Source organism: Micromonospora sp. NPDC048839 (genome assembly GCF_040649915.1).
GTDB lineage: Bacteria > Actinomycetota > Actinomycetes > Mycobacteriales > Micromonosporaceae > Micromonospora.
The window spans coordinates 43,885-68,609 of sequence record NZ_JBEZGL010000026.1 but is presented as its reverse complement, the minus strand read 5'-3'; the positions used below and the strand labels follow the sequence as shown (position 1 = coordinate 68,609).

The following is a 24,725-nucleotide window of genomic DNA, read 5'->3' as shown; positions in this document are numbered from 1 at the left end:
CATGTTGTTTCGACCGCCGGACGCCGGGAAGCGCTGCCGGAAAGAGCTGTCCATCCCCGGATGTCCGGTGGAGGAGACGGACGACCAACACCGGAGCGAGCTGCGGTGCTCGTCAGGCGGTGCGGCGGACGTTGCTGAGGGTCAGGCCGAGGGGCGGCAGCGCCGGCATCCGGTGCAGGTCCAGGGCCAGATCCTGGACGGGTACGTCGTAGCGCATGGTGCCGGTCAGGTTGGCGACCGCCCGTTTCATCAGGTCGATGGTGATCCACTCGCCAGCGCAACGGTGTCCGGCCCAATGGTCACCGCCGCCCTGCGGGATCAGCTCGAACGGGTCCACGCGTCGTCCGGCGAACCGTTCCGGACGGAACAACTCCGGTTGCGGCCAGAGGGTCGGGTGGTGGTTGGTGCCGTACAGGTCGAGCAGCACCCGTCGACCCCGCGGAAAGTGGTGGCCCTGCCAGTCGAAGGAGTGCTTGACCCGGGCCGCCGCGATCGGGAAGAACGGGTAGTAACGGCGTACCTCCTGGACGAAGTCCCCGGTGGCCTCGTCGTCGTCGCGGACCCGGTCCCGCCAGCTCGGATGGTCGTGCAGGGCGAGCGCGGCGAACGCGATGTACTGGTCCACGGCGACCACCGGCCGCAGCACGTTGAGCAGCTCCACCGCCGCGATCCGCCGGGGGAGGAGCTGGCCCCGCCGGTCCCGGTGCTCGGCGATCACGGCCAGGGCACTCCCGGCCGGCGCTGGGAAGAGACCGACCCGGGTGCGTTCGATGAGGCCGGCGAGCCAGCGTTCGGCGCGGTGCCGGGCGAGTCGTCCCCGCCAGTGCCGGGGACCGAGCACCGCCGGCCCTTCGATCATCGCGTGCAGGTCGACGGCGCGTCGCTCGACCTGCGACGTGGGCAGCGGCACCCCGGCCCAGGCGCAGACCACCCGGGTCAGCAGACGGCCCAGCTCGTCGTAGAGCGGCAGCCGCCCGGCGGCCTCCCAGGCGGGGATCCGGGCCCGCCACTCGTCGTCGAAGAGTTGGCCGAGGTGCCGGATGGCGGTCGGCGTCATGATCGACATGAACATGGCCTTGCGGTCGGCGTGCTCCGGACCGTCCAGCCCCTGTACGCCCCGCCGACCGGTGAGGGTCCGCTGCACTCGCAGGGGCATCGCGGTCGCGCGTTGGAAGCGTTCGTTGTCGTAGAACACCGTCGCCGCCGGCCGGCCGCGCAGGCAGATGGTCGGGGCGAGCAGGATCCGGGTCTGGAAGACGTCGCTGCCGTACCGCTCGCAGCGTTCGCCGATGAACCGGTAGCCGGCGCGGAGCAGGGCGAGGGTGCTGTCCGGGCTGCGGTCGGCCGGCATGGTCGCCATCGGGTCTCCTCACGCGGGTGCGGCCCGGTTCGCCGCCGGGCCGGTTGCGGGTACCCCCGTCACCGCCGCTGAATCCCCGCGCCGACGGCACGCCGGCTGGCCCCTCCCACGAGCGGCGGAATTTGGTTTGCTGCTGGTGGGGCAACAACGGGGAGGGCGGATGCGCGACAACACATCGCCGCACTGGCGGCAGCGGCGAACGGTCCGGGCACCGGGCGGCGGACGTGACGGGCGGCCTCTGATCGGTCCGCCTCGGCGACCGGATCGTCCGCACCGGTTCTTCACCGTGCACCTGGGCTTCACCGCGCCCACCGTGGTCGAGGCCCGCGAGCTGGCCGTGGCATACGCGGAGGCGCTGACCCTGCTCCGCCCGGAGGTGGCGCTCGGCGCGGCGGCCCTGTCGCCGGCCGACGCCTGGCAGCGGGCCGAGCGGCTGTTCTGCGGTGCGGTCGGCCCGGACGGCGAACGCTGTGTCGACGTGGCCGGTCATCCGGGCTTCCACCACGCCCCGGGGCCGGGCGGTCTCGGCTGGGGCGACGGCGATGGCCCCGTCCGTGGCTGACCGCCAACCCGGGTCACCCGTCCCGGATTGGCGGCCACCGCACACCTGTCGGCGCGATCAGTCCAGGTCGAACTCACCGTCCTGCGCGCCGGCCACGAACGCGTCCCACTCGGCCTGGGTGAAGACCAGCACCGGCCCCTCGGGCTCGGCCGAGTTGCGCATCCCGATCAGGTCGTCGACGAAGGCGACCTCGACGGCGCTGTCGGAGGTGTCCCCTTCGGCCCGCTGCCAGACCGCCCGAGAGAGGTCGAAGTCGCCCTTGGGGTGCTGCGCCATTGTTCTTTCCTCCAGTGCCGAGGGTCGTGTGGTGACCGTGAGTCGATCCCCATCGGGCAGGATAAGCGGATGCCGAGCCTGACCCGTGTAGAGGCGACCGCGCGTGGCGCGGCGATTACTGTCGAGTCCTATCAGGTGGACCTCGACCTGACCGTCGGCGCGGAGTTGTTCCGCTCGCACGTCGAGATCCGGTTCCGGGCCACGCCCGGCACCGCGACCTTCGCCGAGCTCAAGCCCGCCAGACTGCTGGCGGTACGCCTCAACGACCGCGACCTCGACGCCGACCTGCTGACCGACAACCGGCTGCCGCTCACCGACCTCGGCGCGGACAACACGCTCGTCGTCGAGGCGGAGATGGCGTACTCCAACGCGGGTGAGGGGATGCACCGCTTCGTCGACCCGGCCGACGGCGAGACGTACCTCTACGCGGTGAGCTTCCTCGACAACGTGCAGCGCATCTTCGCCGCGTTCGACCAGCCCGACCTCAAGGCTCCCGTCGTGCTGTCGGTGACCGCGCCGCCGGAGTGGACGGTCTCCAGCAACGCCGAGGTCGCTGCCACGCCGGCTCCGGGTCGGTGGGAGTTCGCCCCCAGCGCGCCGCTGGCCACGTACTTCTTCTCGCTGATCGCCGGTCCCTACCACGTGCGGCGGGCCGAGCACGACGGCGTGCCGCTGGGCATCTACTGTCGCCGTTCGCTCGCCGAGCACCTGGACGCCGACGCCGAGGAGATCTTCACCGTCACCCGGCAGTGCCTGGACCGGTTCCACCAGCTCTTCACCGAGCGCTACCCGTTCGGCAAGTACGACCAGGCGTTCGTGCCGGAGTTCAACGCCGGCGCCATGGAAAACCCGGGCATCGTCACCTTCCGCGACGACTACGTGTTCCGCTCGGCGGTCACCGACACACAGCGGGAGTCGCGGGCCACCACGATCGCGCACGAGATGGCGCACATGTGGTTCGGCGACCTGGTCACCATGCGCTGGTGGGACGACCTGTGGTTGAACGAGTCCTTCGCGGAATACCTGGGCACCCGGGTCACCGCCGAGGCGACCCGCTTCGACCAGGCCTGGACGACCTTCGCCATGCGCCGCAAGGCCTGGGGGTACGCGGCCGACCAGCGGCCCTCCACCCACCCGGTCGCCCCGCCGGAGGTGGTCGACGCCGACGAGGGCCTGCTCAACTTCGACGGCATCTCGTACGCCAAGGGCGCCAGCGTGCTGCGGCAACTGGTTGCGTGGCTCGGCGACGAGGCGTTCCTCGCCGGCCTGAACGCGCACTTCGCCGAGCACCGCTTCGGCAACGCCACGCTCGCCGACCTGCTGGTCAGCCTCTCCACCGCCAGCGGTCGGGACCTGTCCGGTTGGGCCGACGTGTGGTTGCGCCGGCCGCAGGTCAACACCCTGCGCGCCGAGGTCACCGTCGACGCCGACGGCCGCTACACCGACGTGGCCGTGGTGCAGACCGCACCGGCGTCGCACCCGGTGCTGCGCCCGCACCGGATCGGCGTGGGCCGCTACGCGGCGGATGGCACGGTGCACCGCGACGACCTCGACATCGACCCCGTGGCCGACGGCGGCCGGACCGTGCTGGGGGCGTTGGCCGGCACGCCGGCGGCCCGACTGTTGCTGCTCAACGACGGTGACCTCACCTACGCCAAGGTGCGCCTCGACCCGGCGTCGGCGGAGACGGTCGCGCTGCTGCTGCCCCGCCTGGCCGACCCGCTCACCCGCGCGCTCCTCTGGGGCGAGGCACTGGACGCGGCGACCGACGGGGAGCGGCCGGTCATCGGCCTGGTCGACCTGATGGCCGCCGCGCTGCCCACCGAGACCGAAGTGATCATCGCGGAGGACGTGCTCACGCTCAGCCGGTCGTTGGTGGACCGCTACCTCGACCCGCTGGCCCGGTCCACGGCGCTGGCCCGGGTCGCCGGGGCGTGCCAGCGGCTGCTCGACAGCGCACCGGCGGGAGAGTCGTTGCAGTTGGCCGCCGCGCGGGGGTGGATCTCCGCGACCACCGACGCCGACCTGCTTGTCGGCTGGCTCGCCGGCCGGGACGTGCCGGCCGGGCTGCGGGTCGACGAGGAGCTGCGCTGGGCGGTGCTGCACCGGTTGGTGGTGCTGGGTGCCGCCGGCGAGGCGGAAATCGCCGTCGAGGTGGCCGCCGACAACAGCTCCACCGGCGCGGAACGGGCCACCCGCTGCCGAGCCGCCCTGCCCGACCCGGTCGCGAAGAAGACGGCCTGGGACATCATCGTGCGGAACCCCGAGCTGTCGAATCGACTGCTGGAGGCGACCGCCGAGGGGTTCTGGCAACCCGAGCAGGCCGAGCTGACGGCCGCGTACGTCGAGCGGTACTTCACCGACATGCCGGCGGCCGCGCGCCGACGTACTCCGTGGACGGCCGACCGGGTCGCGAAGCTGGCGTTCCCCCGCTACGCCGTGGCGCAGCCGACCCGGGAGGCGGCCGCGGCGCTGCTGGCCCGCGACGACCTGACTCCCGGCCTGCGTCGGGTGGTCACCGACTCCGACGACGACCTGCGCCGCGCGCTGGTCGCCCGCACGGCGGTGGCAGCCGCGGCGGCGTGAGGGCGGGTGCGGTCGGGCGTGGGGTGGCGGGTGGCCACCCCACGCCCGCGGCTCAGCGCGGCGCGAGCTCTGTCGTGACCGGGGCGTCCCAGTCGATGACTTACCCCTCGCGTGCGACCTTGGCCCGCGCATGCCTTGGCCCGTGTGCGGCTTGGCCCGCGCATGCCTTGGCCCGTGTGCGGCTTGGCCCGCGCGCGCCTTGGCCCGTGTGCGGCTTGGCCCGCGCGCGCCTTGACCGCGTGCTGCGACCCGCGCTCGCGGTGATCGACTCGGTTTTCTTGAAGTCGGGGTGTCCGGGACGGTGTGACGCACCGATTTCCTGAAAGGCGAGTTGACCACCGCTGCCAGGGAGCGCCTTCCCGGTATGTCGCGGTGTCCCGCCGGGCCGGGATGAGGCGCTAGCCCGCGCCGGGGCGCCTGCCTGCCCGCGCCGGGGCGCCTGCCCGCGCCGGGGCGCCTGCCCGCGCCGGGGCGCCTGCCCGCGCCGGGGCGCCTGCCCGCGCCGGGGCGCCTGCCCGCGCCGGGGCGGCTGCCCGCGCCGGGCCGGCTGCCCGCCCACGCCGGGGCGCCTACCCGCCCACGCCGGGGTGAGGCGGCTGCCCGTGGCAGGGCCGGGGTGGGGCGCTCGCCCGAGCCGGGGTCGGCGCCCCGCCCCGGGTTGAGGTGAGGGCGCTCACCCGGGCCGGGGTGGTCGGTCCCGGCGGTCGGCCTACGATCATCGGGTGGAGGAAGATATCCGGCGGATCGGGATCATGGGTGGCACCTTCGACCCGATCCACCACGGCCACCTCGTCGCGGCCAGTGAGGTGGCGGACCGGTTCGGCCTGGACGAGGTGGTCTTCGTCCCGACCGGGCAGCCCTGGCAGAAGGCCGACGAACCGGTCAGCCCGGCCGAGGACCGATACCTGATGACGGTCATCGCCACCGCCTCCAACCCTCGCTTCCAGGTCAGTCGGGTCGACATCGACCGCAGGGGGCCGACCTACACGGTCGACACGCTGCGCGACCTCCAGGCCGAGTACGGCCCCAAGGTGCAGCTGTTCTTCATCACCGGCGCGGACGCTCTGCAACGGATCCTCTCCTGGAAGGATCTGGACGAGATCTTCGAGCTGGCCCATTTCATCGGGGTGACGCGGCCCGGCTTTCCACTGACCGACAAGCACCTTCCGGCGGACACCGTCAGCCTGATCCAGGTGCCCGCGATGTCCATCTCGTCGACCGACTGTCGCGCCCGGGTGGCCCGAGGTGAGCCGGTCTGGTATTTGGTGCCCGACGGTGTGGTGCAGTACATCGCCAAGCGGAGCCTCTATCAGCGCTGACCACGCCGGATTCCGGCAGGTTTGTGCATTTAACCGACCAGAACTGCACGGTCGGGGCGTCGCCGGGTATGAGACGCTTGGAGGATCGCACGCTTGATCGAAGGAGAACGGTGACAGTTTCCGAACGCGCCCACGAGCTGGCAATGGCGGCCGCCCAGGCCGCCGCTGACAAGAAGGCGCAGGACATCACGATCATCGACGTCGGCGACCAGCTCGCCATCACCGACGCGTTCGTGCTCGCCGCTGCCCCCAACGAGCGTCAGGTGCTGGCCATCGTGGACGCCATCGAGGAGAGCCTGCTCGAGCTGCCGGACAAGGCCAAGCCGGTCCGGCGCGAGGGTGAGCGTGGTGGCCGCTGGGTGCTGCTCGACTACGTCGACATCGTGGTGCACGTCCAGCACACGGAGGAGCGCGAGTTCTACGCGCTGGACCGCCTCTGGAAGGACTGCCCCACCATCCCGTTCGTCGATCGCGACCTGGTCGAGGCCGACGCCAGCGGGTCCGCCGCCGCCGAATGACCCGACTGATCGTCTGGCGGCACGGCAACACCGACTGGAACGCCGCCAACCGTGTCCAGGGACAGACCGACGTACCCCTCAATGAGCTGGGTCGCGACCAGGCCCGCGCCGCCGCGCCGCTGCTCGCGGCGCTGCGACCCGACGCCATCGTGGCCAGCGACCTGAGCCGCGCCGTGGGGACCGCCGCCGCGCTGGCCGCGTTGACGGGCCTTCCGGTTCGCACCGACGCCCGGCTGCGCGAGCGGCACTTCGGTCAGTGGCAGGGTCTGCACCTCACCGAGGTCGCCGAGCGTTTCCCCGAGGAGTACGCCCGTTGGCGGGCCGGCGACCCCGATCCGGGTGCGGATCTGGAGCCCCTGCACGACCTCGGCGAGCGGGTCGGCACCGCGTTGCGCGAAGCAGCCGACGCGGCACCCGGCGGCACTGTGGTGATCGCCACCCACGGTGGCGGTTCCCGGCAGGGCATCGGTCACCTGCTCGGCTGGGACACCGGGGTGTTGCGCACCATTGGTTCCCTGGCCAACTGCCACTGGAGCGAGCTACGGCACGACGACCGCGCGCCGGCGATCGGACGTCCGCAGGACGTCCGTGGCTGGCAGTTGCGGGCGCACAACGTCGGCCTGGTCACCGCGCCGGTCACCATCGACGCGATCTGAGCGCTCGCGCTTCGGCGTCGGGGCTCTCGATCGGCTAGCGTGCCGAGCATGCCCGTCGCGGTCGTCATCGACTCCACCGCCTATCTTCCGCCTGAGCTGTTGCAGGCGCACCGGCTGACCGTGGTTCCGCTGACGGTCGTGCTCAACGGCGCGGAGGGGCTGGAGGGGGTGGAAACCCAGCCGGCCGATGCCACCGTGGCGCTGAGCGCCCGGCGGGTCACGGCCACCACCTCCCGCCCGGCGCCCGACCAGTTCGCCCGGACGTACCGTCAACTGCTCGACGCCGGCGCGGACGGAATCGTCTCGGTGCACCTCTCCGCCGCGCTGTCCGGCACGGTTGAGGCCGCCCGCCTGGCCGCGGCCGACCTGGACGGCCGGGTCGAGGTCGTGGACAGCCGTTCCGCAGGCATGGGGCTGGGCTTCCCGGCCATCGCGGCCGCCACCGCCGCCGAGGGCGGCGTCGACCTCGCCGGGGTACGCGACGCGGCGCTCGCCGCGGTCGCCCGCACCGACGTCTACTTCTACGTCGACACGCTGGAGTTTCTCCGCCGAGGTGGCCGGATCAACGCGGCCGAGGCGCTGTTCGGCACCGCCCTGTCCGTCAAGCCGATCATGCACATGCCGGACGGGGCGATCGTGCTGCGCGAGAAGGTCCGCACCGCCAGCCGGGGAGTGGCGCGGCTCGTGGACCTGGCCGTCGAGGCGGCCGGGGACGACGACGTGGACCTCGGGGTGCACCACCTGGCCGCGCCGCAACGGGCCGAGGCGCTGCGAACCGCGCTTACCGAACGGCTCGGTGCGCGGCTGCACGACACGTACGTCTCCGAGGCGGGCGCGGTCGTCGGCGCGCACGCCGGTCCGGGGTTGGCCTGCGTGGTCGTCCACCGCCGACCGGGGCGTTGAGCGGTGCTCACGTCGTGTGTGGTGACCGGCGGTGGTCGCGGCGTCGGTCGGGCCGTGGTGGAACGTCTGGTGGCGACCGGTGCCACAGTCGTCGTGTTGGAGCGCGACGCCGACGCGGCCGACTGGTTGGCCGGGCACCCGGCCGCCGACCGGCTCGTCGCGGTGTTCGGGGACGCCGGCGACGAGCGGGTGGCCGAGCACGCCGCCGAGCTGGCCGAACGCGCGGCGCCGCTGACCGGCTGGGTGAACAACGCGGCGGTGTTCCGCGACGCCGCGCTGCACTCCGCGACAGCCGACACGGTCCTGGACCTGATCGGGCTGAACCTGCGCCCGGCCGTGGTGGGAGCGGCGGTGGCCGTCCGCCGGTTCCTGGCCCGCGCCGCCGGTGGCGCGATCGTCAACGTCTCGTCGCACCAGGCCCGCCGGCCCGTGTCCGGCGCCCTGCCGTACGCGACGGCGAAGGCCGCCGTGGAGGGGCTGACCCGGGCGCTGGCCGTCGAGTACGGGAAGCACGGCATCCGCGCCAACGCCGTCGCGCTCGGCTCGATCGCCACCGAACGGCACACGGAATTCCTGGCCGCGCAGGAGCCCACCCAGGCCGAGTGGATCGACGCCGAGCTGAATCGGCTGCACCCGGTGGGTCGCATCGGGCGGGCCGACGAGGTGGCCGAGGCGGTCGCGTACCTGCTGTCGCCCGCGGCGAGCTTCGTCAACGGGGTGGTCCTGCCGGTGGACGGGGGACGAGCCGTGCTCGGCCTCGACCCGGAGGCCCGCTGACCGCCCGTGGGACGCGGGTGCCGCGATCGACGCTAGCTGTCGGCGACGATGAATGATCCAGTCTGGGCCGCTGTGTTAGCCTCCATGCGCGCCCCAGATGGGCCTACCCCCCGGAGGTTCTGGCTACTTCAGCCACCACGCCGAGATCGACGCGAGGTCCGCGTCTCTCGTGCGGGATCCGGGGCGTCGGTGCCCTCGGGGCTTTGTCATCGCTGTGGCTGCGGCGGGCTCTGGGCCTCCGGTCGGGTCTTTGGATCGACCGGGAAGAAGACGGTACGGATGACAGTCACGTTCAACCACACAATCATCGCCAGCAAGGACAAGAGCGCGTCGGCCGCGTTCTACCGGGAGCTGTTCGAGTTGCCGGAGGCACCCTCGTGGGGGCCGTTCGCCAACGTGCAACTGGACGAGGGGCAGTTGCTCCAGTTCGCCGAGCCACCGGTGGACATCCAGATGCAGCACTACGCGTTCCTCGTCGACGACGAGTTGTTCGTGCGGTGCCTGGCGTTCGTCGAGAGGCGCGGCATCACGTACTGGGCCGACCCGCAGTTGAAGCGGGAGGGGGAGACCAACACCGAGCACGGTGGGCGGGGCTTCTACTTCTTCGACCCGGCCGGCCACGCCATCGAGATCATCACCCGGCCATACCTGTAGTGACCGGTGTCGGCGGCGGCGCACCCGCTCGTCGAGGACGGGTGTCGGCCCTGGTGCGCATTCCACCGGGCCGGCACCACCCGCCCCACGGTCGGGCCTGAGGAGCCACCCCTCCATGCCGGGCTCAGGAGCGCTTCTTCCTGGTCCAGAGCACGTAGACGGCGCAGGTGACCAGCATGAGGGCGGCGATGGCGGTCCAGGCCCAGCGGGCGAAGTGCTCGTCGGCCACGAACGCGCGGACGCCGGCCAGGACGGCAAGCGCCAGCAGGCCCAAGCCGAACCACTCGGAATGCTCGGAGAAGGTCAGGTCCTTCAACGCCTGCCGCATTCGAGCAGTCTAGATAGGACGGCACCACTCAGCGGGATACAGCTGAAAGGCGACCACGGTGGTGCTCCCGGACCGCTCGGACGCGACAGGTCACTCCGGCCGCCTGCGATCATGGCACGGGTGAGTCAATACTTTCGGGTCGGCGATCTGGTGCTGTGGAACCCGTCCAACACCGTCGCGCAACTGTTCTTCCGCATGACCGAGGCGATGGCGCCCGTTGCCGGGTGCCCGTCTGGAGTCGATCCGGATGTCGATCGGGACGAGTACCAGATCGACCGGGCCACCTTCGCGGCACTCGTCGACGTGTTGACCGCGCGATACCTGTCGACGAACCACCCCATCCTCAAGTCCATGATCGAGGGATATCTGCCGACCGCACTGGTGCTGGTGCGCCGCAGCGGCCTCGACGTCCCAGCACTTGACCGGCCAGTCACCCGGGCCAACCGGGACATCTCGCTGTGGGACGCGTTCGACCCGGACGCCGACCGACAACGGCTCCTGAGCCTGGCGGTGAGTCGCGCGGCGGCAATGCCCGACTGAGACGGCGTAGCCGTGCGTCGGGTCCTCGTGTCGCAGCCGGCCAGCTCCGCGTGCTGCTGAGTCCGTAGCAGATCTGCGCTTGATCAGGGCGTTGTCCACAGTGCCGTCCGTTATCCACAGGCCGGCGCCGCCACACCCCGCCGCCTTCGCCGTCGCCCTAGCGTCGCCCTGTGTCGCATGACGAGGAGACCGAGGTACGCCAGCGCCTGCGCCGGCTGACGGGCGCGCCGCTGGACGTGTCGTCACCCCCGGCCGGGGCATCGCTCGTGGGCGTACCTCTGGCCGGGGTGCTGCCGCCGCGGGCCGGGGCGCCGGTGGCAGAGCCGGAAGCGGGCGTACCCCTTGCCGTGGAAGGCCCGCGGCTGTCCGGGCCTGGCGCGTTCGACCCGGGGCGACGCGGTGTGCGGGCGTTGGCTGTCGTCGCGGCGGTGGTGGTGCTGGCCGCCGCCGGATGGGCCTGGCGGTCCCGGCCACACGCCGAGCCGGTCGCCCCACTCGGCAGCGAGGCCGTGGCGGCCACTCCGGCGGGCGACCTCAGCGCGTCCGGCTCCGGTGAGCTGGTGGTGGCGGTCGCCGGCAAGGTCCGCAAGCCCGGGTTGGTGCGGTTGCCGGCCGGGTCCCGGCTCGCCGACGCGGTGCAGGCGGCCGGCGGCCCGCTCCCCGGGGTCGACGTGGCGCTGCTCAACCCCGCCCGTAAGGTCACCGACGGCGAGCTGATCGTGGTCGGGGTGACGCCGCCGCCGGTGCCGGGCGGACCAGCGGCCGGCGTGGCGGCACCGGCTGCCGGGCCACTGAACCTCAACACCGCCACACTGGCGCAGCTCGACGCGCTGCCCGGCGTCGGGCCGGTGCTCGCCCAGCGCATCCTCGACCACCGGGATCGGCACGGCGGGTTCAAGGCGGTCGGCGACCTGCGTCAGGTCGACGGGATCGGCGACGCACGGTACGAGCAGCTCAAGGACCTGGTGACGGTGTGAACCGCCGCCCTGTCACCGGCAACCCGTCCCCGCCCGCCGATGGGTTGAGCGACGCCCAGCACCAGACCTCGGCACCGGATCTGCGGCTCGCCGGGCTGGCCGTGGCCGCCTGGCTCACCGCGCTCGCCGGCCTGCATCTCGGCACCCGATCGCTTCTGCTGGTGGCCGGCGTCGCGGCCGTCCTTAGCACCTGCGGCGCCCTGCATCTGCTCGATCGCCTCGGCCGTCCCCGGGCCGCCGCGCGCCGTCACGGCTGGATCGCCGTCGCGGTCGGCCTCGGTGTGGTCTGCGCCGGGGCGGCCACCGCGGCCCGGCTCGCCATCCGGGACACGCCACCGATCCGTGCCCTGGCCGAGCAGCGTGCACCGGTCACCGCTGAGGTGGTTGTCCGCGACGATCCACGCCCGATCCGCTCTGCCGGTCGGCCGGGGATGCTGCTGGTGCCGAGCGAGCTGGTCCGGCTCACCGGCCCGGACGGTCACCGGCTCCGCGCGTCGGTACGGCTGCTCGTGCTGGCCACCGACCCGGCCTGGCGTGGGCTGCTGCCCGGGCAGCGCGTCACCGTCGAGGGGCGACTCGGCGTCCCCCGCGGTGGTGACCTCACCGCGGCGGTGCTCAGCACCAACGATCCGCCCGAGCGGCACGGCACGTCCTCCTGGCCGCAGCGCGCCGCCGGCACCCTGCGTGCCGGCCTGCAACGGGCCTGCGCGCCGCTGCCCGACGACCCGGGCGGGCTGCTGCCGGGACTGGTCGTGGGGGACACCAGCCGACTGCCGCCCTCCGTCGAGGAGGACTTCCAGGCCACCGGGATGACACACCTCAATGCCGTTTCTGGGAGCAATGTCGCTATTGTGGTGGGTGCGGTGTTGTTGCTGGCCCGCTGGGGGCGGGCCGGTCCGTGGCTCGCCGTCGGGCTCTGCGGGGTCGCGCTTGTGGGCTTCGTCATTCTGGTCCGCCCGTCACCGAGCGTGGTACGAGCCGCGACGATGGGGGTGATCGGGCTCGCCGCGCTGGCCGCCGGTCGTCCCCGCGCCGCACTGCCCGCGTTGGCCGCCGCCGTCACCGTCCTGGTGCTGGTGGACCCGGAGTTGGCCGGGGATCCCGGGTTCGCGCTCTCCGTGCTTGCCACCGGTGGCCTGTTGCTGCTCGCCACCCCCTGGCGGGACGGGTTGCGTCGGCGGGGCGTGCCGCCCGGCCTGGCGGAGGCGCTGGCCGTGCCGGCGGCCGCGCAACTGGCCTGCGGGCCGGTCGTCGCCGGGATCTCCGGCACGGTCAGCCTGGTCGCGGTGCCGGCCAACCTGCTCGCGGTGCCGGCCATCGCGCCCGCGACCGTACTGGGCGTGCTCGCGGCGATGGTGTCGCCGATCTGGTCGCCGGGTGCCGAGTTCGTCGCATGGCTGGCGAGTTGGCCGGCCTGGTGGCTGGTGGTCATCGCCCGCCAGGGCGCGCGGTTGCCGGGCGGCACCCTGCCCTGGCCGGGTGGGTTGCCGGGCGCCCTGCTGCTGACGGTGTTGACCGTCGCGCTGCTGGTCGCGGTGCGACGGCCCCTCGTGCGCCGGCTGGTGGCAGTGGTTGGCGTGGCCTCGGTGCTCGGCGCGCTTCCGGTGCGGTTGGTGTTCGCCGGCTGGCCGCCGCCGGGTTGGGTCGTGGTGGTCTGCGCGGTCGGCCAGGGCGACGCCGTGGTGCTGCCGGTCGCTCCCGGTCGGGCGGTGGTGATCGACGCCGGGCCGGAGCCGAGCGCGGTGGACGGTTGTCTGCGTCGACTCGGCGTACGCGAGGTGCCACTGCTGGTGGTCAGCCACTTCCACGCCGACCACGTGGGTGGAGTGGCCGGGGTGTTCCGGGGGCGACGGGTGGGCGCCGTGTTGGTGCCGTCCTCGACGGATCCGGAGAGCGGCCGGGACCTGGTCCGGGAGGCGGCGACTGTCGGGCGGGCCGCGCTGCTCACCACCGTGGCCGGCGCGCGCCACCCGATCGGGGGTGTCGACCTGCTGGTGCTCGGTCCGCCGTACCCGCTGGCCGGGACGAGGTCCGACCCGAACAACAACTCGCTGGTGTTGCGCGCCACGGTGGGCGGAGTGCGGATTCTGCTGCCCGGGGACGCCGAGACCGAGGAGCAGCACGCGTTGCTGACGCGGACCACGCCCGGCCAGTTGCGGGCGGACGTGTTGAAGGTCGCGCATCACGGGTCGGCGTACCAGGACCCGAGCTTCCTCGACGCGGTGAGACCCGCCGTCGCCCTGGTGCCGGTGGGCAGCGGCAACACCTACGGCCACCCGAACCCGGGGCTGCTCGCCCGGCTGAGCAGGAGCGGCACCCGGGTGCTGCGCACCGACACGGACGGCGATGTGGCCGCGGTCCGTACGGGCGAGGGTCTGGCGGTAGCCCGGCGAGGCGTGCCCGCCGGCAGGGGGCAGTGAACCGCGCTGACCGTCCACTCGCTGATCGACTCGGGATCGCTGACCTCGGGGTATCAGCGGCGGTCCGACACCCCGGCTTCCTTGACGCCCCGTGGATCACGAACGAGTCTCCGATTAGTCGGGCGACTTGCGGCCAAAAGGGAAAATTGACTTGGATGTCTGGATTTGCGCTGAGTGCGGGCTGCGCCGACCAAGCAGCGAATGAGCAGGCATGATCCCGACGCCGGCCGTGCGAATATGGGCGGCGTGACCGCCGCCGACCTCGCCCCCATTCTGCTCGTCCTCGGTGACGAGGAGTTACTCGCCACGCGCGCGGTCACCGAAGCTGTCGCGAAGGTTCGCGGCGTCGACCCCGAGGTGGACGTGCGCGAATACCAGGCGAGCGCGCTCACCGTCGGCGAGATCGCCGAGATGCTCAGCCCTTCGCTGTTCGGCGGGCGGCGGCTGTTGGTCCTGCGCTCCGGCCAGGACGCCCGCAAGGACCTGGTCGCCGCGCTCCTGGCGTACGCGAAGAATCCCGACCCGGACGTCCAACTCCTGGTGCTGCATCTGGGCGGCGCCAAGGGCAAGGCGTTCGCCGACGGGCTGCGTGCGGCCGGCGCCACGGTGATCCCGGCGACCAAACTCAAGGGGCACCGCGACCGGGTGGCCTTCGTCCGGGACGAGATCCGCCGAGCTGGCGGGAAGTGCACCGACGACGCCGCCGAGGCGCTCATCGCCGCGATCGGCAACGACCTGCGCGAGCTGGCCGCCGCCTGCTCCCAACTGGTCGCCGACACCGACGGACGGATCAGCGCCGACGCGGTCGCCCGTTACTACCGAGGTCGGGTCGAGGTGACCGGCTTCACCGTGGCGGACGCCACCATGGTCGGTGACGTGCCGGGGGCACTGGAGGCGCTGCGCTGGGCCCTGCATGTCGGGGTCGACCCGGTACCCATCGCCGACGCCCTGGCCGACGGGGTACGCACGGTCGCCCGGGTGGCGTCGGCCGGGCGGGGTAACGCGTACCAGCTCGCCAGCAGCCTCGGAATGCCCGCCTGGAAGATCGAGCGCGCGCAGCGGCAGGGGCGGGGCTGGACACCGGAGGGCCTGGTCCGGGCCATGCAGGTCGCCGCCGAGTGCAACGCGGCAGTCAAGGGGGGCTCCGACGACCGGGCGTACGCCCTGGAACGCGCTGTCTTCTCGGTCGCGGCGGCCCGGCAGGGCAGCACCAGGTGACGGGTGTGAACCGCCCAGCGTGGGCCACCATCGGAGTGGGTGAGGAGCGGTACCGGCCGCTCTACGCCCGACTCCTCGGCCTGCGGTTCGTCAATCCCGGCGGAGTGCTGTGCTTCCTCTTCTTCGAGGGCGCCATCGCCCTGGCGGTGCTGCTCGCCCTCGCCGAACTGGTCAGCTGGTGGGCGGTGCTGGTGCTGCCCGCCGTGGTGGCGGCCATGGTCAAGCTCAACGACATGGTGGCCGCGGTCGTGGTCCGGTCGGCCGCGCTCGTGCCGGAGCAGGAACGGGACCGGTTTCGCCGGCAGATGGAACCCGCGGTCGGGCGAGCCCAGGTGGAGTGGATCTCGCACAGCGTGACCGGGGTCGTCGTGGCAATGGACGCGTCCACTCCTCCGCGCACCGATGCGCCGAAGCGCCCACCAGCTCAGACGCAGTAGATCTTGGAGCGAAACGGCCCCTCCAGGGGCACTTTCCTTCCAAGATCTCAATCCGGCCAGCTGGTATGGACACACGGAAGCCCCGGGCTGATGCCCGGGGCTTTCCGAATCAGTCTGACGGTGAAGTCGTCAGGCGGAGAGCGACACCACGCGCTTTGCGATCGCGGACTTGCGGTTCGCGGCCTGGTTGGAGTGGATCACGCCCTTGCTGACGGCCTTGTCCAGCTTGCGAGAGGCGTCCAGCATCAGCGCGGTGGCCTTCTCGACGTCACCGGCCTCGGCAGCCTCGTTGAACTTCCGGACGGCGGTCTTCAGCGACGACTTGACCGACTTGTTGCGCAGCCGGGCCTTCTCGTTCTGCCGGTTGCGCTTGATCTGGGACTTGATGTTCGCCACGCGACAGCCTCGTCTTGATAGCTCGGGTTGGTCAGCTTATGCGCGTGATGACGAACATGCGTCATCGCTGCGCGAAGAACCAGGTTACCAGGTCGCCCGGGGACGAGCCAAAACGGCCCGGTCCTCGTGCGGACGGACCTGGCCCGTCGGGAACCAGCCTACGCCCCAGCCGTCGCGACGGCTCACCGCCAGCCCTGACGGTGAGCCAGCCAGTCGAGCGACTGCTCACCGCTCCACCGCTGGTGGGCGGGCAGGTGCGGCGAGGCGGTCGGGGGTGCCGCCGCGGCGCCGGTGAGGTAGTAGCCGGCCAGTGCGGCCAGGGTGGCGTCCAGCGCGTCCGGGGGTGCGCCCGCCGCCGCCGGGTGCGCGGCGAAGAGCCGGTCCGCGTCCAGTCCGCTGGCGTACGCGGTGAGCAGCAGGCCGGCCAGGTCGAACCAGGCAGGCCCGGAGCAGACCCAGGTCCAGTCGCAGAACCAGGCTCGACCGTCCGCGCCGATCAGCACGTTGTCGACCCGCAGGTCGCCGTGGATCAGGCCGGTCGTGCCGGCGGCGTACCGGGGGAGGAGGGATTCCAACTCCACCAGCTCGGGTAGTCGGCCCCGCATCGGGGCGGGCAGTGGTGGGATCGGTTCGCGGCCGGCGGCGACCTCCTCCCACCAGAGGATGTCCGAGCGGGCCAGGTCGGCCAGGTGCGGCAGGCCGAGCGCGGTCAGCTCGGCCGGCGGGTCGGCCAGGGCGGCGGCGACCCGCGCGTACCCGGCGAGGGTGGCGTCCAACTCGGCGGGCACCCAGGGCAGGCGCGGGGTGTGCCCGTCGACGGCGTCGGTGCACAGCACGAACCAGCCGGCCGCGGAGAGGGTCCACCGGGGGCGGGGCGCCGGCAGGGCGGCCGGCAGCCGGTCGAGGATCGCGGCCTCTCGGGCGTACCAGTCGACCAGATGCGGTTGCTCGGCGGCGGGTGCCGCCTTCACGAAGGCCCGGCCACCGTCGGCGGTGTCGAGCACGGCGGCGAAGCCGCGGGTGAAGCCCGCGCCCGCGACCCGGGCGGTGACGACCGGCGCGCCGAGGCGGTCGCTGACCGCGGCCCGCAGCGCCGCCGGCAACGCCGGCCAGGACGGACGCAGCGCGCTCGCGTGGTACGGCACCGGCGGCAGCGGGGGAGGGGACACCACACCATGCTGCCCGGGGTACGAGCGCGACGCACGGCGACACTGCGAGACTGCCAAGCCATGAGGACCGAGGACTTCTGGCAGTTGATCGACGAGGCCCGGGCCGGCGGTGGGGGAGAGCCCGGGCCGGTCGCCGCGCGGGCCGTCGCGCTGCTCGCCGCGCGCGATCCGGAGGACATCGTCGGGTACGCCCGGCACCAGACGCGGGTGCTGGCCGCCTCGCACAAGGCGGACCTGTGGGGCGCGGCGTACCTGATCAACGGTGGTGCCTCGGCCGACGGCTTCGAGCATTTCCGGGGCTGGCTGATGACCCAGGGACGGGCGGTCTTCGCCCGGGCGGTCACCGAACCGGACTCCCTTGCCGAATTGCCCCAGGTGCGGGCGGCCTCGCTCAGCGGCGAGGAGTTCTCCGCCGAGCAGATGCTGTCGGTGCCGTGGGACGCGTACCGGAAGGCCACCGCGGCCGAGTTGCCGGCGGACCGCGACCCGGTGCGGACGCCGGACCTCAACGACTTCTGGGACTTCGACGACGAGGAGGAGGCGCGTCGTCGGTTGCCGCGACTCGCCGCGCTCTTCGTCGAGCCGCCGCTGGAGTGAGGGCCGCGGGCCGATCCGTCGCCCGCGCAGCGGGCGCACCCCGGCGGCGTGGGAACATAGAGGGGGTCGGCGGCGCGCCGGCCTGTTCACGTCAGCCGACCAGAACGGACCGCTGTGCCACCGAAGCTCGATCCCGGCGCGAATGCTCCTGGTTCCACCGACCCCGGTCGCATCCGGAACTTCGGCATCATCGCCCACATCGACCACGGAAAGTCGACCCTGGCCGACCGGATGCTGCAGCTCACCGGTGTGGTCGACCCCCGGCAGATGCGCGCCCAGTACCTGGACCGGATGGACATCGAGCGCGAGCGCGGCATCACCATCAAGAGCCAGGCCGTCCGCATGCCGTGGACCATCCGCGAGGGTGAGCGGGCCGGCGAGCACGCGGTGCTCAACATGATCGACACCCCGGGGCACGTCGACTTCACCTACGAGGTGTCCCGGTCGCTGGCCGCCTGCGAGGGTGCCGTGCTGCTTGTCGACGCGGCGCAGGGTATCGAGGCGCAGACCCTGGCCAACCTCTACCTGGCGCTGGAAAACGACCTGCGCATCATCCCGGTGCTCAACAAGATCGACCTGCCGGCCGCCCAGCCGGAGAAGTACGCCGAGGAACTGGCCCACCTGATCGGCGGCGACCCCGCCGACTGCATCCGGGTCTCCGGCAAGACCGGCGAGGGCGTCCCGTACCTGCTCGACGAGATCGTCCGGCAGTTCATCCCGCCGGTCGGCGACGCAGTGGCGCCCGCCCGGGCGATGATCTTCGATTCGGTGTACGACGTCTACCGCGGTGTCGTCACGTACGTCCGGGTCATCGACGGCCGGATCAGCGCCCGGGACCGGATCAAGATGATGTCCACCGGCGCGGTGCACGAGCTGCTGGAGATCGGCGTCATCTCGCCCGAGATGGTCAAGGCCGAGGCGCTCGGCGTCGGCGAGGTCGGCTACCTGATCACCGGTGTGAAGGACGTCCGGCAGTCCCGGGTCGGTGACACGGTCACCATCAACAGCCGGCCGGCGGCCGAGGCACTGGGTGGCTACAAGGACCCGAAGCCGATGGTCTACTCCGGGCTCTACCCGATCGACGGGTCCGACTACCCCAACCTGCGTGAGGCGCTGGACAAGCTCAAGCTCAACGACGCCGCCCTGGACTACGAGCCGGAGACCTCCGGTGCGCTCGGGTTCGGCTTCCGCTGCGGCTTCCTCGGCCTGCTCCACCTGGAGATCATCCGGGAGCGGCTGGAGCGCGAGTACAACCTCGACCTGATCTCCACCGCGCCCAACGTGGTGTACCGGGCGATCACCGACGACGGCGCCGAGATCGTGGTCACCAACCCCAGCGAGTACCCCAGCGGCAAGATCGCCGAGGTGTACGAGCCGGTCGTGCGGGCCACCGTGCTGACGCCCAACGACTACGTGGGTGCGGTGATGGAGCTCTGCCAGGGCCGCCGCGGCACCCTGCTGGGCATGGACTACCTGTCCGCCGACCGGGTCGAGCTGCGCTACACGCTGCCTCTCGCGGAGATCATCTACGACTTCTTCGACCAGTTGAAGAGCCGAACCAAGGGTTATGCCTCGCTCGACTACGAGCCCTCCGGCGAGCAGGCGTCCGACCTGGTGAAGGTGGACATCCTGCTGCACGGCGAGCCGGTGGACGCGTTCAGCGCCATCGTGCACAAGGACAAGGCGTACAACTACGGCGTCAGCATCGCCGCCAAGCTTCGTACGCTGATCCCGCGCCAGCAGTTCGAGGTGCCGATCCAGGCGGCCATCGGCAGCCGGGTCATCGCCCGGGAGACCATTCGGGCGATCCGCAAGGACGTGCTCGCCAAGTGCTACGGCGGTGACATCAGCCGTAAGCGCAAGCTGCTGGAGAAGCAGAAGGAAGGCAAGAAGCGGATGAAGATGGTCGGCCGCGTCGAGGTGCCGCAGGAGGCCTTCATCGCCGCCCTCTCCTCCGACTCCGGCGACGGCAAGGCCGCCGGAAAGAAGTAGGTAGCGCTTCGTACGCGCCCGGGTGCCCTGTGCGCCCGGGCGCGTTCGTGTTCGGTGGTGTCCTCCGCTGTGGGTGTGGGGCCTGTCTCGTCTCTCCTGTCTCGTCTTCCCCGCCTCGGCGGGTGTGCCGTTCCGGTTGCCTCCTCGGGGATCTGGTGGTCGCCCGTTGGTGTACCGGGTGCGGTGCGGTGACCGCCGGGACGGAAATTTTTCTGGCCGTCGTCGTGGGGTGCTCGGGTCGGCGAAACGGGCCCCCACCTGTGTGGACGCGGCTCCGCGCCAACCGACGCAACTCCCAGACATAGACGATTGGCGCTGTCTCTTGAGGTGAGTCGGTTTGGGCTTTCGACGGGTCGGGCAATTAGTGGTCACGACAGGAAGCGCACCTTGTGTGTCGAACATTCTTTTGAAGGAGGGTGGCCGTGGAGCTCACCGTGTGGGGCATCATCACTGCGATCGTTGTTGGTCTCATCGTCGGCGCGCTCGGCCGCCTGGTTGTTCCGGGCCGGCAGAACATGCCGATCTGGCTGCACCTGCTGATTGGTGTCGGTGCGGCTCTGCTGGGCACCGTGCTGGCGCGGGCCATCGGTATCGCGACCGAGACGAGCGGTATCGACTGGGCCGAGTTGCTGGTGCAGGTCGTGGTGGCCGCGATCGCGGTCGCGCTGGTGGCCGGTGTGGGTGGCCGCCGCCGCGTAACCCGGTAACACCAGCACCAACCCCCGCAATACGCAGCATCTTCGACGGGCGCCCGGCCAACAGGCTGGGCGCCCGTCGGCGTCTGCCGTTGCGGTGGTCGTTCGTCTGTATCGCGTGAGGGTGTCGCGGCGCCTGGCGGCGGCGGAGATCCACTCGGTTTCCTTGATGTCGCGGTGTCCCGGCGGGTGTGATGCCGCGGCATCAAGGAAACCGAGTGGATCATGCGGCCTCGCGACGCCAGGCGCTATGCGGCCGGCAGTTGCGGGGTCCGGACTGGCCGCCCATGTCCGGGCGGCAGGGGCCTGGCGGCCCTCCGGGCCTGGCGGCCGGCGGCCTGGCGGCGTTGCGGGCTTGTCAGCTTGGTGGCCGGTGGCGCTGCGGCCCGGCCTGCGGGGGAGCCTGGTGGCGTTGCGGGCTTGCCAGCTTGGTGGCCGGTGGCGCTGCGGCCCGGCCTGCGGGGGAGCCTGGTGGCGTTGCGGGCTTGGCGGCTTGGCGGCTTGGTGGCCGGCGGCCGCGTGGCCCCGGCGCGTGGGTGGGCTGGCGGGGTGCGCGGGTAGAACGTGTGCCTGACAACCAAGTCGTGATCGTCTGGTGGGCGAAGTCGGTTTGGAATTTCGTTGGGTCGGGCAATCAGTGGTCACGACAGGAAGCGCACCTTGTGTGTCGAACATTCTTTTGAAGGAGGGTGGCCGTGGAGCTCACCGTGTGGGGCATCATCACTGCGATCGTTGTTGGTCTCATCGTCGGCGCGCTCGGCCGCCTGGTTGTTCCGGGCCGGCAGAACATGCCGATCTGGCTGCACCTGCTGATTGGTGTCGGTGCGGCTCTGCTGGGCACCGTTCTGGCGCGGGCCATCGGTATCGCGACCGAGACGAGCGGTATCGACTGGGCCGAGTTGCTGGTGCAGGTCGTGGTGGCCGCGATCGCGGTCGCGCTGGTGGCCGGTGTGGGTCGCCGCCGCAGCGTCACCCGATAACGACCTGGCAACACCTGGCGCCACTGCGCCACCGTAGGACAGCGCGACTGAAGGAGCGCCCGGCCGAGAGCCGGGCGCTTTTTCGTGCGATGTGCCCGACTTCAGCCCGATGTCAGCGCATCGGTCGTCGGGCCGTTGCGATACCGTCGCCTCGCTTCGATCGGTTCTGCCCACTGTCGTAAAGGAATTCTTCGTACTAGGGTGCGGCGGAGAAGGTTAGTTCCAGGCGGCGTGAGGGGAGAAGTGGCGTGAACAGGTGGAAGCGGTTGGCCCCGGTCACCGCCATGGTGGCCTCGGCCGCGATGGTGCTGACCGGCTGCGGCGGTTCCGGTGAGGACGCGGCCGACGACAGCAAGCTCACGGTCTGGATGATGGGCGAGGGCGGCGACGCGCAGAACGCCTTCCTCGATTCCGTCGAGACCGAGTTCCGCCAGAAGCACCCCGACACCGACGTGGTGGTGCAGTACATTCCCTGGCTCGAAGCGCCCAAGAAGTTCCAGGCCGCGCTCGCCGGTGGCGAGGGACCGGACATCACCGAGCTGGGCAACACCGAGACTCAGGGGTGGGCTGCCCAGGAGGCGCTCGCCGACGTCAGCGGTCGGATGGGCGGCTGGGCCGACGGCAAGGACCTGCTGCCCGACCTGGTGCGCAACGCCCAACTCGACGGCAAGCAGTACGGCGTGCCCTGGTACGCGGGTGTGCGTGCGATCTACTACCGCACCGACTGGTTCGCCGAGGCCGGCGTGCAGCCCCCGAAGACCTGGGACGACCTGGTCACCGTGGCCAAGGCCGTGCAGGCGAAGAAGAAGGGCACCTACGGCATCGCCCTGCCGGGCAACTCCGAGCTGCCGTTCTACTCCTTCCTCTGGGGAGCCGGCGGCGAGATCGCCAGCAACCAGGGCGGCACCTGGAAGTCCGGCTACACCACGCCGGAGGCGCAGCGGGCGGTCAAGTTCTGGACCGACCTGGTGACCGTGCACAAGGTGGCCCCGCCGGCGGCGGCGGGCTGGAACGAGATCGACGCGCGCACGCAGTTCGCCACCGGCAAGGCCGCGATGGCGTTCGCCGGCAGCTGGCAGCAGGGCGCCATCAAGAAGGACAACCCCGAGATCGAGAAGGTCTGGGGTACGTTCCCGATCCCCGGCCCGGACGGCAAGGCGGCGCCCGGGTTCGCCGGTGGCTCGGACGTGGCGATCTGGAAGGACAGCGAGCGGCAGGACCTGGCCTGGGACTACCTGACCGTGCTGCTGAACAAGAAGAACTCGCAGAGCTTCGCGAGCAGCCTCGGCTTCTTCCCGGTCTACAAGGATCTGGTCGCCAGTGACACGTACGCCAACGACAAGGTGATGGCGGCGTTCGCCACCACCATGCAGAACACCAAGCTCACGCCGCTCACCCCGAAGTGGGTCGAGGTCAGCCGTACCAAGACGGTGACCCAGGCGATGAACAGCTCGGTCATGAAGGGTCAGAAGACGGTCGAGAAGGCTACCGCCGACGCGGCCGGTGAGATGGAAGGCATTTTGAACAGCAAGTGAGCGCACAGACAAAACCCCCGGAGACGGCCGCCGCGCGGGAGACCCCAGCGCGGCGGCGTCGCCGGGTGGACCGCCTGCCCTACCTGCTGCTCCTGCCCGCCCTGCTGATCATCGGGGTGCTGCTGCTCTGGCCGCTCGGCCAGGTCGTGGTGATGTCCTTCTACCGCCTGAACAGCGTCCGGCAGTTGCGCGGCGACCGGGAATGGCCGTGGGTGGGGCTGGGCAACTACGCCGACATCCTCTCCGATCCGTTCTTCCTGACCGTGCTGCGCAACACGGTCCTGTTCGCCGCGGCGAACGTGCTGCTCACCATGGTCCTCGGCACGCTTGTCGGGCTGCTGCTCAACCGGCTCGGCCGCAAGATGGCGACCTTTGTGGCCAGTTGCGTGATGCTCGCCTGGGCCACGCCGGCGCTGACCGGCACCATCGTGTGGAAGTGGATCTTCGACGACACGAGCGGCCTGGTCACGTGGTTGTTCAACGCGTTGCCCGACGGGCTCTCCGACAGCCTGTTCGGGCGCAGTGACTGGACCGGCTACGGCTGGTTCAACTCGCCGCTGCTGTTCTTTGCCATCCTCACCCTGGTGGTGGTCTGGCACTCGTTCCCGTTCATCGCGGTGAGTGTGCTCGCCGGTCTGAAGAGCGTGCCGAGTGAGCTGCACGAGGCGGCCCGGGTGGACGGCGCCAGCCCGTGGCGGGTCTTCTGGAAGATCACCTTCCCGCTGCTGCGGCCGGTCTTCGGGATCCTGATCGTGCTCTCCACCATCTGGGACTTCAAGGTTTTCACCCAGCAGTTCGTCCTGGCCGGCGGCACCCAGGACCGGCCGACGTTCATGCTCGCCATCTACTCGTACGCCGAAGCCTTCTCCCCGCCGCCGAAGTACGGACTCGGCGCGGCCGTCGCGGTGATCCTCACGCTGATCCTGCTCGTGGTGACCGGCTTCTACGTACGGATGGTGCTCAGGCAGGAGGACGAGTCGTGAAGAAGGTGGCCCTCAACGCCGCCGGGCTGCTGGTCGCGCTCTTCGCGGCGTTCCCGGTCTACTGGATGATCTCGACCTCGCTGAAGCCCAGCAACGAGATCTTCTCGGCCACCCCGCAGCCGGTGCCGACCCACCCGACGCTGGCGCACTACCGGGAGATCCTGACCGGCAACCTGATCCCCGGCGTGAGCTTCTTCGACTTCTTCCTCAACAGCGCGCTGGTCGCGGTCTCCACGGTGGTGCTCAGTGGCCTGGTCGCGTTGCTGGCCGCGACCGCGGTGGCGCGGTTCCGCTTCAAGCTGCGGACCAGCTTCCTGATCATGCTGCTGGTGGTGCAGATGATCCCGCTGGAGGCGCTGGTCATCCCGCTGTTCCTGATGATCCAACGGCTGGGGCTCTACAACACCCTGCCCAGCCTGATCCTCACGTACCTCGGTTTCTCGCTGCCGTTCGCGGTCTGGATGCTGCGCGGCTTCGTCGCCGCGGTGCCCAAGGAACTGGAGGAGGCGGCGGCCATCGACGGGGCGAGCCGGGCCCAGATGTTCCGGCGGATCCTCTTCCCGCTTGTCGCGCCCGGACTGGTTGCCACCAGCATCTTCTCCTTCATCACCGCGTGGAACGAGCTGATCTTCGCGTTGACGTTCATCAACGACCAGGGGAGCTACACGCTGCCGGTGGCGATGACGTTCTTCTTCGGCCGCGACGACACCAACTGGGGTCCGGTGATGGCCGCGTCCACCCTGTTCACCCTGCCGGTCATCATCTTCTTCCTGCTGGTGCAGCGTCGGATGGTCTCCGGCCTGGTGGCCGGCGCCGTCAAGGGCTGACCGGCCCGGCGGGCGACCGC

General features: G+C 71.3%; 25 protein-coding genes. 20 read left to right on the top strand and 5 right to left on the bottom strand.

Going from position 1 to position 24,725, the window contains the following annotated elements; genetic code table 11:
• Positions 1–112 precede the first annotated feature (112 nt).
• On the bottom strand, positions 113–1,360 hold the full coding sequence (locus tag AB0C25_RS32905; RefSeq protein WP_357378499.1) for a cytochrome P450: 1,248 nt from the start codon (positions 1,358–1,360) through the stop codon (positions 113–115).
• 160 nt (positions 1,361–1,520) lie between these two features.
• Between AB0C25_RS32905 and AB0C25_RS32900 the strand changes: the two genes are divergently transcribed.
• Positions 1,521–1,922: a hypothetical protein gene (locus AB0C25_RS32900; RefSeq protein WP_357244218.1), complete on the top strand. Its 402-nt coding sequence runs from the start codon at positions 1,521–1,523 to the stop codon at positions 1,920–1,922.
• 57 nt (positions 1,923–1,979) lie between these two features.
• Here the strand turns inward: AB0C25_RS32900 and AB0C25_RS32895 are convergent, their stop codons facing one another.
• The gene (locus AB0C25_RS32895) at positions 1,980–2,198 is read right to left on the bottom strand and encodes a DUF397 domain-containing protein (protein WP_030491749.1); all 219 of its coding nucleotides are present in this window, start codon (positions 2,196–2,198) and stop codon (positions 1,980–1,982) included.
• Between the two features lie 69 nt (positions 2,199–2,267).
• Between AB0C25_RS32895 and pepN the strand changes: the two genes are divergently transcribed.
• From pepN to AB0C25_RS32860, 7 genes are all read left to right on the top strand, one after another.
• A complete protein-coding gene (pepN, locus tag AB0C25_RS32890) occupies positions 2,268–4,784 on the top strand; it encodes an aminopeptidase N (RefSeq protein WP_357378497.1) in 2,517 nt (838 codons plus the stop codon).
• Positions 4,785–5,506: 722 nt separating this feature from the next.
• On the top strand, positions 5,507–6,103 hold the full coding sequence (nadD, locus tag AB0C25_RS32885; RefSeq protein ID WP_357378495.1) for a nicotinate-nucleotide adenylyltransferase: 597 nt from the start codon (positions 5,507–5,509) through the stop codon (positions 6,101–6,103).
• A gap of 110 nt (positions 6,104–6,213) precedes the next feature.
• The gene (gene rsfS / locus AB0C25_RS32880; RefSeq protein ID WP_357244233.1) at positions 6,214–6,621 is read left to right on the top strand and encodes a ribosome silencing factor; all 408 of its coding nucleotides are present in this window, start codon (positions 6,214–6,216) and stop codon (positions 6,619–6,621) included.
• A complete protein-coding gene (locus AB0C25_RS32875; protein ID WP_357378493.1) occupies positions 6,618–7,277 on the top strand; it encodes a histidine phosphatase family protein in 660 nt (219 codons plus the stop codon). The genes rsfS and AB0C25_RS32875 overlap by 4 nt, the downstream gene beginning before the upstream one ends.
• A gap of 48 nt (positions 7,278–7,325) precedes the next feature.
• On the top strand, positions 7,326–8,180 hold the full coding sequence (locus AB0C25_RS32870; protein ID WP_357378491.1) for a DegV family protein: 855 nt from the start codon (positions 7,326–7,328) through the stop codon (positions 8,178–8,180).
• 3 nt (positions 8,181–8,183) lie between these two features.
• Positions 8,184–8,957, top strand: a complete 774-nt coding sequence (locus AB0C25_RS32865; protein ID WP_357378489.1) for an SDR family oxidoreductase — start codon at positions 8,184–8,186, stop codon at positions 8,955–8,957.
• Between the two features lie 279 nt (positions 8,958–9,236).
• A complete protein-coding gene (locus tag AB0C25_RS32860; RefSeq protein WP_357378487.1) occupies positions 9,237–9,611 on the top strand; it encodes a VOC family protein in 375 nt (124 codons plus the stop codon).
• Positions 9,612–9,735: 124 nt separating this feature from the next.
• Here AB0C25_RS32860 and AB0C25_RS32855 read toward each other — a convergent pair whose 3' ends face one another.
• Positions 9,736–9,939, bottom strand: a complete 204-nt coding sequence (locus AB0C25_RS32855) for a hypothetical protein (protein WP_357378485.1) — start codon at positions 9,937–9,939, stop codon at positions 9,736–9,738.
• 120 nt (positions 9,940–10,059) lie between these two features.
• Here AB0C25_RS32855 and AB0C25_RS32850 point away from each other — a divergent pair, with 120 nt between their 5' ends.
• From AB0C25_RS32850 to AB0C25_RS32830, 5 genes are all read left to right on the top strand, one after another.
• Complete coding sequence (locus AB0C25_RS32850; protein WP_357378483.1) at positions 10,060–10,479, top strand: DUF6086 family protein; 420 nt, start codon at positions 10,060–10,062, stop codon at positions 10,477–10,479.
• 170 nt (positions 10,480–10,649) lie between these two features.
• Entirely contained in the window at positions 10,650–11,456 is an 807-nt protein-coding gene (locus AB0C25_RS32845; RefSeq protein ID WP_357378481.1) for a ComEA family DNA-binding protein, read from the top strand.
• A 44-nt stretch (positions 11,457–11,500) separates the two neighbouring features.
• Entirely contained in the window at positions 11,501–13,876 is a 2,376-nt protein-coding gene (locus AB0C25_RS32840; protein ID WP_357378555.1) for a ComEC/Rec2 family competence protein, read from the top strand.
• Positions 13,877–14,113: 237 nt separating this feature from the next.
• Complete coding sequence (gene holA / locus AB0C25_RS32835; RefSeq protein WP_357378553.1) at positions 14,114–15,094, top strand: DNA polymerase III subunit delta; 981 nt, start codon at positions 14,114–14,116, stop codon at positions 15,092–15,094.
• 5 nt (positions 15,095–15,099) lie between these two features.
• Positions 15,100–15,531 (top strand): hypothetical protein, encoded by a 432-nt coding sequence (locus AB0C25_RS32830; protein WP_357378479.1) that lies wholly within the window; start codon positions 15,100–15,102, stop codon positions 15,529–15,531.
• Positions 15,532–15,660: 129 nt separating this feature from the next.
• Here AB0C25_RS32830 and rpsT read toward each other — a convergent pair whose 3' ends face one another.
• Together rpsT and AB0C25_RS32820 are read right to left on the bottom strand one after the other, a co-directional pair.
• Positions 15,661–15,927: a 30S ribosomal protein S20 gene (rpsT, locus tag AB0C25_RS32825; RefSeq protein WP_357244411.1), complete on the bottom strand. Its 267-nt coding sequence runs from the start codon at positions 15,925–15,927 to the stop codon at positions 15,661–15,663.
• Between the two features lie 182 nt (positions 15,928–16,109).
• Positions 16,110–17,096, bottom strand: coding sequence for a phosphotransferase (locus AB0C25_RS32820; RefSeq protein WP_357378477.1), 987 nt, complete (start codon positions 17,094–17,096; stop codon positions 16,110–16,112).
• Between the two features lie 60 nt (positions 17,097–17,156).
• Here AB0C25_RS32820 and AB0C25_RS32815 point away from each other — a divergent pair, with 60 nt between their 5' ends.
• The 7 genes from AB0C25_RS32815 to AB0C25_RS32785 all read left to right on the top strand — a co-directional run bounded on the left by AB0C25_RS32815 (position 17,157) and on the right by AB0C25_RS32785 (position 24,705).
• A complete protein-coding gene (locus AB0C25_RS32815) occupies positions 17,157–17,693 on the top strand; it encodes a DUF4240 domain-containing protein (protein ID WP_357378475.1) in 537 nt (178 codons plus the stop codon).
• A gap of 114 nt (positions 17,694–17,807) precedes the next feature.
• Positions 17,808–19,685 (top strand): translation elongation factor 4, encoded by a 1,878-nt coding sequence (gene lepA, locus AB0C25_RS32810; protein WP_357378473.1) that lies wholly within the window; start codon positions 17,808–17,810, stop codon positions 19,683–19,685.
• Between the two features lie 422 nt (positions 19,686–20,107).
• Positions 20,108–20,392, top strand: a complete 285-nt coding sequence (locus AB0C25_RS32805; protein WP_099857898.1) for a GlsB/YeaQ/YmgE family stress response membrane protein — start codon at positions 20,108–20,110, stop codon at positions 20,390–20,392.
• 683 nt (positions 20,393–21,075) lie between these two features.
• Positions 21,076–21,360, top strand: coding sequence for a GlsB/YeaQ/YmgE family stress response membrane protein (locus AB0C25_RS32800; RefSeq protein ID WP_091410004.1), 285 nt, complete (start codon positions 21,076–21,078; stop codon positions 21,358–21,360).
• 248 nt (positions 21,361–21,608) lie between these two features.
• On the top strand, positions 21,609–22,895 hold the full coding sequence (locus AB0C25_RS32795; RefSeq protein ID WP_357378470.1) for a sugar ABC transporter substrate-binding protein: 1,287 nt from the start codon (positions 21,609–21,611) through the stop codon (positions 22,893–22,895).
• Positions 22,892–23,878, top strand: coding sequence for a sugar ABC transporter permease (locus AB0C25_RS32790; protein WP_357378468.1), 987 nt, complete (start codon positions 22,892–22,894; stop codon positions 23,876–23,878). Before AB0C25_RS32795 ends, AB0C25_RS32790 begins: the two co-directional genes overlap by 4 nt.
• Entirely contained in the window at positions 23,875–24,705 is an 831-nt protein-coding gene (locus tag AB0C25_RS32785; RefSeq protein ID WP_357244429.1) for a carbohydrate ABC transporter permease, read from the top strand. The genes AB0C25_RS32790 and AB0C25_RS32785 overlap by 4 nt, the downstream gene beginning before the upstream one ends.
• Positions 24,706–24,725 lie beyond the last annotated feature (20 nt).

Coding starts and splice junctions, on each gene's coding strand:
- AB0C25_RS32870 (WP_357378491.1), top strand. CDS start 7,326: ATGCCCGTCGCGGTCGTCATCGACTCCACCGCCTATCTTCCGCCTGAG.
- pepN (WP_357378497.1), top strand. CDS start 2,268: ATGCCGAGCCTGACCCGTGTAGAGGCGACCGCGCGTGGCGCGGCGATT.
- AB0C25_RS32860 (WP_357378487.1), top strand. CDS start 9,237: ATGACAGTCACGTTCAACCACACAATCATCGCCAGCAAGGACAAGAGC.
- AB0C25_RS32875 (WP_357378493.1), top strand. CDS start 6,618: ATGACCCGACTGATCGTCTGGCGGCACGGCAACACCGACTGGAACGCC.
- holA (WP_357378553.1), top strand. CDS start 14,114: ATGGGCGGCGTGACCGCCGCCGACCTCGCCCCCATTCTGCTCGTCCTC.
- AB0C25_RS32895 (WP_030491749.1), bottom strand. CDS start 2,198: ATGGCGCAGCACCCCAAGGGCGACTTCGACCTCTCTCGGGCGGTCTGG.
- AB0C25_RS32900 (WP_357244218.1), top strand. CDS start 1,521: ATGCGCGACAACACATCGCCGCACTGGCGGCAGCGGCGAACGGTCCGG.
- AB0C25_RS32855 (WP_357378485.1), bottom strand. CDS start 9,939: ATGCGGCAGGCGTTGAAGGACCTGACCTTCTCCGAGCATTCCGAGTGG.
- AB0C25_RS32815 (WP_357378475.1), top strand. CDS start 17,157: ATGAGGACCGAGGACTTCTGGCAGTTGATCGACGAGGCCCGGGCCGGC.
- AB0C25_RS32905 (WP_357378499.1), bottom strand. CDS start 1,360: ATGGCGACCATGCCGGCCGACCGCAGCCCGGACAGCACCCTCGCCCTG.